The sequence below is a fragment of the uncultured Methanobrevibacter sp. genome (assembly GCF_937906425.1).
Taxonomy (GTDB): domain Archaea; phylum Methanobacteriota; class Methanobacteria; order Methanobacteriales; family Methanobacteriaceae; genus Methanobrevibacter.
In genome coordinates this window covers 1-5,948 of sequence record NZ_CALCYR010000144.1, presented here as the reverse complement: position 1 = coordinate 5,948, position 5,948 = coordinate 1, and the positions used below count along the sequence as shown (strand labels likewise).

3 protein-coding genes are annotated in these 5,948 nt (G+C 30.3%); 1 reads left to right on the top strand and 2 read right to left on the bottom strand.

The features are described from left to right. Positions 1–98: 98 nt before the first annotated feature. Together Q0138_RS04060 and lonB are read right to left on the bottom strand one after the other, a co-directional pair. Positions 99–578: a hypothetical protein gene (locus Q0138_RS04060; RefSeq protein ID WP_297981273.1), complete on the bottom strand. Its 480-nt coding sequence runs from the start codon at positions 576–578 to the stop codon at positions 99–101. Positions 579–1,179: 601 nt separating this feature from the next. Then, positions 1,180–3,066, bottom strand: a complete 1,887-nt coding sequence (lonB, locus tag Q0138_RS04055) for an ATP-dependent protease LonB (RefSeq protein ID WP_297981276.1) — start codon at positions 3,064–3,066, stop codon at positions 1,180–1,182. Between the two features lie 842 nt (positions 3,067–3,908). Between lonB and cobQ the strand changes: the two genes are divergently transcribed. After that, positions 3,909–5,531, top strand: a complete 1,623-nt coding sequence (gene cobQ, locus Q0138_RS04050) for a cobyric acid synthase CobQ (protein ID WP_297981271.1) — start codon at positions 3,909–3,911, stop codon at positions 5,529–5,531. The last annotated feature ends 417 nt before the right edge of the window (positions 5,532–5,948 follow it).

The window sequence follows — 5,948 nt, the reverse complement described above, 5'->3', positions numbered from 1 at the left end:
GCTTAAAAAAAGATAATCCTATTAATCTAAAAAATAAAGTAAGATAAAGCTTAAAAAAAGATAATCCTATTAATCTAAAAAATAAAGTAAGATAAAGCTTAAATAAGCATTATCTTAATATTTCCCATTAAAATGTCTGGAATAACAGGCAATGGATTAACCGAAGTAATACTCATTGAAACGGCATCTCCACGGGAATTGCCTTCAACCCAGTCATGTTGGCGGATAGTGGATAAAATATTATCACCGAAAATGTGAGCTGCGGCTTGATCATTGATAATCACCAGTATATGAGGGCTTACACCATATGTATATTCCATAATCTCCCTTGCTTGCTGATAAGGATTTTCAGTCATGTAAATATTATGAAGTGTACGTCCGCTGGCATCATGAGAACTTCCAGGATAAATCCATGTAAATCCTCCACCTAAACTCCATAAAGCAGCCATATCCACTCCCGGAACTGAACCTTCAGTATCATCCTGAGCTAAAATTAAAACATTTGAAATAGAAGCGAAAAGGACTACTAGAACTAAAAGAATTACAATTACAATACCTGCAGTTTTTAGTTTACCCATTTTATCACATCCTAAATAAAATAAAATAAAATTTTGAATTCAACACCAATTAATTATTAAAAAATAAGTTTAAACAATAATAAAAAAATTATTAAAAACCTATCTCATTTAATTAAAATAAGTTTAAACAATAATAAAAACTTTATTAAAAACTTATCCAATCATATAATAATTAAACAAACTAATACTTAATATTTATCAATGAAATGATAATCCATTGAAAATAAAAGATATTTACTTTTCTAAAATATAATAGTTTGATTAAGTATATAAAGTTTTTGTAAAAAATGGCTAAATCAAAAAGAATGGAAAATAGCTAAAAAAGAGAAAAACAAATGAAAAACAATTAAAAATGAAAGCAAATAAAAAATTATTAATTAATAAATAAAAAACGTGAAAATAATTAAAAAAATAAAATAAAAACAAATAATAAAATAAGAACAAATAATAAAATTAAATAAAATAAGTTAAAAATAAGTTAAAAATAAGTTAAAAATAAAAAAGTTAAAAAAATAAGAAAAATAAATAAAAATAGCTAAAAAATAAAAAAGTTAAAAAAATAAGAAAAATAAATAAAAATAGCTAAAAATAACTATTTAAATTAATTGTAACTTGGTTTGGACAATCCAACGGAATCAGTGGAAACCTTACTGGAAACAGCCCCACTAATCTCTCTCATTTTACTAATTAATTTATCCTTCTTACTTCCATTAATCAAGATATTTTGCAAGACGTCTTCAATTGTTTCAATAGGAACAATTTCAATCATGTCCTCATACTTTTTCTCAAGCATAACGTCTTCCATATTGGATTTAGGCAATAAAACCTTTTTAATACCGGATTCTGCAGCAGCCTCGATTTTGGCGGTTGCACCACCAATAGGCATTACATCTCCACGTACACTTAAGGAACCGGTTAAAGCAACTGATTGATCAATTGGAATTCCTTCAACTGCGGAAATAACTGCAGCTGTAATGGAAACACTTGCACTGTCTCCTTCAACTCCATCATAACTTTGCAAGAACTGAACGTGAATATCATGATTGGAAATATCTACTTGAGTGTATTTCTTGATGATTGCACTTACATTCTGTACTGAATCCAATGCAATTTCCCCAAGCTTACCTGTAACGATGATTTTACCTTCATTCTTACTGTTTGCAGGAGCCATTTCAGCAGCAATAGGCATTACAATACCACTTCTATCACCCATAACAGCCAAACCGTTGACCATACCAACCTTTCCACCTTCAGAATTGAATACACTGTATTCTTTTCTTTGAATAATGGATCTGTCAACCATTTGCTGTTCCAAGGTCCTGGAGAATTTTTTAGCGGTAACGACATGATCTGCACGTACCAGGTCTGCTCCTTCTTCAATAGCTACATCCCCAGCTGAACGTACAAGACCGCCTAATTCCCTAAGCCTTAAGGTTAAAGCGTTTTTCCTTCCAGCTCTACGCTTTGCTTCCAAAATAATTTCATCCAAAGCATCGGTTTCAAAGTGAGGAATTCTTCCATCGTTCTTGACTTCCTGAGCAACGAACTGAACGAGTTTCTTTCTGTTTTCCTCAGTGTCTTCCATATAATCTTTCATATAGACTTCATAACCATATCCTCTGATTCTTGAACGCATAGCAATGTGCATTCCTTCAAGAACCTGAATATTACCGGAAGCTACAAGAACAAAGTCACATGGAACAGCTTGAGAACGAACCATTGCCCCACTACTGTTTTCACTTTGACCAGTGATAGCGTATTTTTTCTCCTGCATTGCAGATAAAAGCTCTTGTTGAGTTTTCATACTCATTGTACCGATTTCGTCAATGTATAAAACTCCCTTGTGAGCCTTGTGAATCATTCCGCTTTCAACACGTTCGTGTGCAGGAGTTCCAAGACCTCCGGACTGGTAAGGGTCGTGCCTTACATCACCTAACAATGCACCTGCATGTGCACCGGTAGCATCCATAAATGGTGCAAATCTTTTATCCCCATTATTTACCAATAATTTAGGAGCTAAAGAATTGCTTTTTGGTTTAATTTGCATTGAAATAAATATGACAAGCAATGCTGCAATAATGGCTTCAAATATTCTTTGATAAAGAATGCCTAAAACAAAGATTGCTGCAGTTGCAAACATGGTGATCATCATCTTCTTCTCGTCACCGCTTTTTGCATTTGCCTTGTTTGCCTTGACAATCTTTTTACCTTGACCTGCAGGCACTGTCCTAATCAATGGGTAATTGCTGTCTTCAGCATTAGGATATACAAGAACATCCTGTAAAACTTCAGGAGGCAACAATTCAGCCATTCCCTTAGCCAACATTGATTTTCCAACACCAGGGTCTCCAATTAAAAGAACATTTCTTCTTTGTTTTGCAGCTTTCTTAATAGTTTCAACAGACTCTTCGTGACCAATGACCTGATCAATGAGAAGAGGAGGCACCTCAACCTCAGATGTATTTGAAAGTGATTCATAGTCAAGCATAGGTTGGGTCTTTTGGGAATCATCCCTGTCTACAACCTCAACATCCACTGGGCTTGCTTTGGAATCCTCAGATTCTGAGTTTAAATTAGAATTATCTTCAGTTTCACTGTTAAACTCAATTTTTATATCATTATCAGCTTCAATTTCTTCTAAGCTAGTTTTTTCTTCTGCATTTGAATCAATGTCTTTTGATTCAATATTCTCTTCCATTGCAGATAATTTTTTATCAATTTCCATGAAAAACCTCGCATATAATTTATCTTAGCTTTTAATTCAATTTATATGTTTTAATTTAAGTTTATCTTATAATTTATCTTCAATTAAGGAAAATCCTTAATTTTTTTGGAAATTTATTCAACAATTTGAAAAAATGTCAAATTAATTTTCATATATTATAATTTACAATAGTAATATATATTAAATTACATTCTTAATAATCTTATGATTAAAGTAATATAAAAAGGTTTTTATTTTAGTAATAAAAAGTTACTAAAAGTTAAATACTAGAAAATTTTTTAAGAATTTTATTAAAAATAAATGATGAAAAATGGGAAAAATATGCTTGGAAAAAATTAAAACTAATAAAATTTTTAATAAAAATTAATTAATAAAAAACTACAAAAATAAAATAAGATTAAAAATATTAAAATCAATTTGAAAAAATTAGTTTATTTTAGAAAGAATGAAAATCTAAAATTAAATTAATTAAAAAAGAATATAAGTCTAAAATTAAATTAATTAAAAAAGAATATAAGTCTAAAATTAAATTAATTAAGAAAGAATTAAATTTAAAAAAATATTCTTTTAAATAATCTAATTAATAGAAATCCTAAGGTTAAAATATGAGCAAATGTTTAATGATTCAAGGAACAGCATCCAATGCAGGCAAAAGCCTAATTGTTGCCGCACTTTGTAGAATATATGCAAGAAGAGGATATAAGGTAGCACCATTTAAATCCCAAAACATGTCCTTGAATTCATATACAACTAAGGAAAACAAGGAAATAGCTATTGCACAGGTATTGCAAGCGGAAGCTGCAAATATAGAGCCTAGCGTAGACATGAATCCAATTTTACTCAAGCCAAAAGGAAACTCAACTTCCCAAGTCATCATAAGCGGTGAAGCAATAGGAGACAAGGATTTCTTTAAAAACTATACAATAACCGAGGACAACAATATCGTTTATGAGGAAGATTATAGGGAAATAGCCAAAGAGGCTGTAAAAAACTCACTTGAAAACTTAAAGAAAAACTATGACATAATCATAATGGAAGGTGCAGGATCCCCTGCTGAAATTAACCTAAGGGAAGGTGATTTGGCAAATATGGGCGCTGCAGAAATTGCAGATGCAAATGTTCTTCTTGTTGGAGATATTGATAAGGGAGGAGTCTTCGCATCAATTGCAGGAACATTCCTACTTCTGGATGAAAAAGACACATCCAAATTCAAGGGAGTAATCATTAACAAGTTTAGAGGAAATGAGGCACTCTTGGAACCTGGAATAAAACAATTGGAAGACATAATAAAGGTACCTGTTTTAGGAATTGTCCCTTATGCTGAAGACTTGAAATTACCTGAAGAGGACTCTGCATCATTAAGAGAACACAAATGGAACAAAAACATAAGCAATGCGGATGAAACCATAAAAATAGCTGTTGTCAAATTCCCTAAAATAGCTAACTTTACAGACATTGACCCATTTGAATTTGAGGATGACGTTGAAATCCACATGATTGAACTTAATGAGAAATTTAGCCTAGATGACTTGAAAGATAAGGAAAACCTTTTCAATAATCTTGATGCAGTCATATTGCCTGGAACTAGAAATTCAGCTAAAGACATGTTGAAATTAAGTGAAACAGGGCTGGATAAGGTCTTGAAAGAAATTGCAAAGAATACTGCAATAGTTGGAATCTGTGGAGGATACCAGATTTTAGGAAATAAGATCCATGACAAAAACCATAAGGAATCCGATTTGGAAGAGATTGAAGCTTTAGGTCTTTTGGATGTTGAAAGTGAATTTGTAAGGGAAAATAAGATTGTAAAACAAAGCTTGGCTAAAATAGAGCTAAACAAGAAAAAAGAAAAAGACATGGCATACAAAATATTCTCAAAGATAAATGGTGAAGAGATAAGTGGATATGAACTTCATGAAGGAACAACAAACCTTTTAAGTGCAAAACCTTTATTTAAAATAGAAAAGGGAATTGGAAATAATGAAAAGGACAATTATGATGGAGCATACAATAATAATGTCTTTGGAACATATTTCCATGGAATTTTCCATAATTACAATATTAGAAGGGAATTCCTGAATTATTTAAGAAAAAACAAGGGCCTTGAAATACAGGAAGGAGTAGACCCTTACAAATCCAAAAAGGACAATTCAATTGAGGAATTGGCTAATATAGTTGAAGAATCCTTGGACATGGACTTTATCGACAACTTGATTTTTAATGATTAATGATTTTAACAATTATTGAAAATCAAACTATTTTTAAAGAGTTTTTAAGCAAATAAATAAAAAATAAGACTATTTTTTAAAAAAATTAAAATAAATTATAAAGAAAAATTAAATATCAAACTATTTTTAAAAAAAAAAAGATTAATATTTTAATTATTACGAACAAAATAAAAAATAAAAATATTTAGGGGCCTGAATTTTTTGGTGGAAAATTCCTATGAATTTTCCTTATTTTTATTCATTCACCTAATAATTTTTATCTGTTTCTAAAAATACATTTGTATTTTTAGTAATTTAAAAAAATAGGTCTTTAATATCGTTAAATTTAAATAATATGCTTTACAAATATATTATTAGTGATCAAAATGAAGCACAGATTAAATTTAGATAAAAAAGACCCAAATTATACTTTGTTAA

Coding starts and splice junctions, on each gene's coding strand:
- cobQ (WP_297981271.1), top strand. CDS start 3,909: ATGAGCAAATGTTTAATGATTCAAGGAACAGCATCCAATGCAGGCAAA.
- Q0138_RS04060 (WP_297981273.1), bottom strand. CDS start 578: ATGGGTAAACTAAAAACTGCAGGTATTGTAATTGTAATTCTTTTAGTT.
- lonB (WP_297981276.1), bottom strand. CDS start 3,066: ATGCTTGACTATGAATCACTTTCAAATACATCTGAGGTTGAGGTGCCT.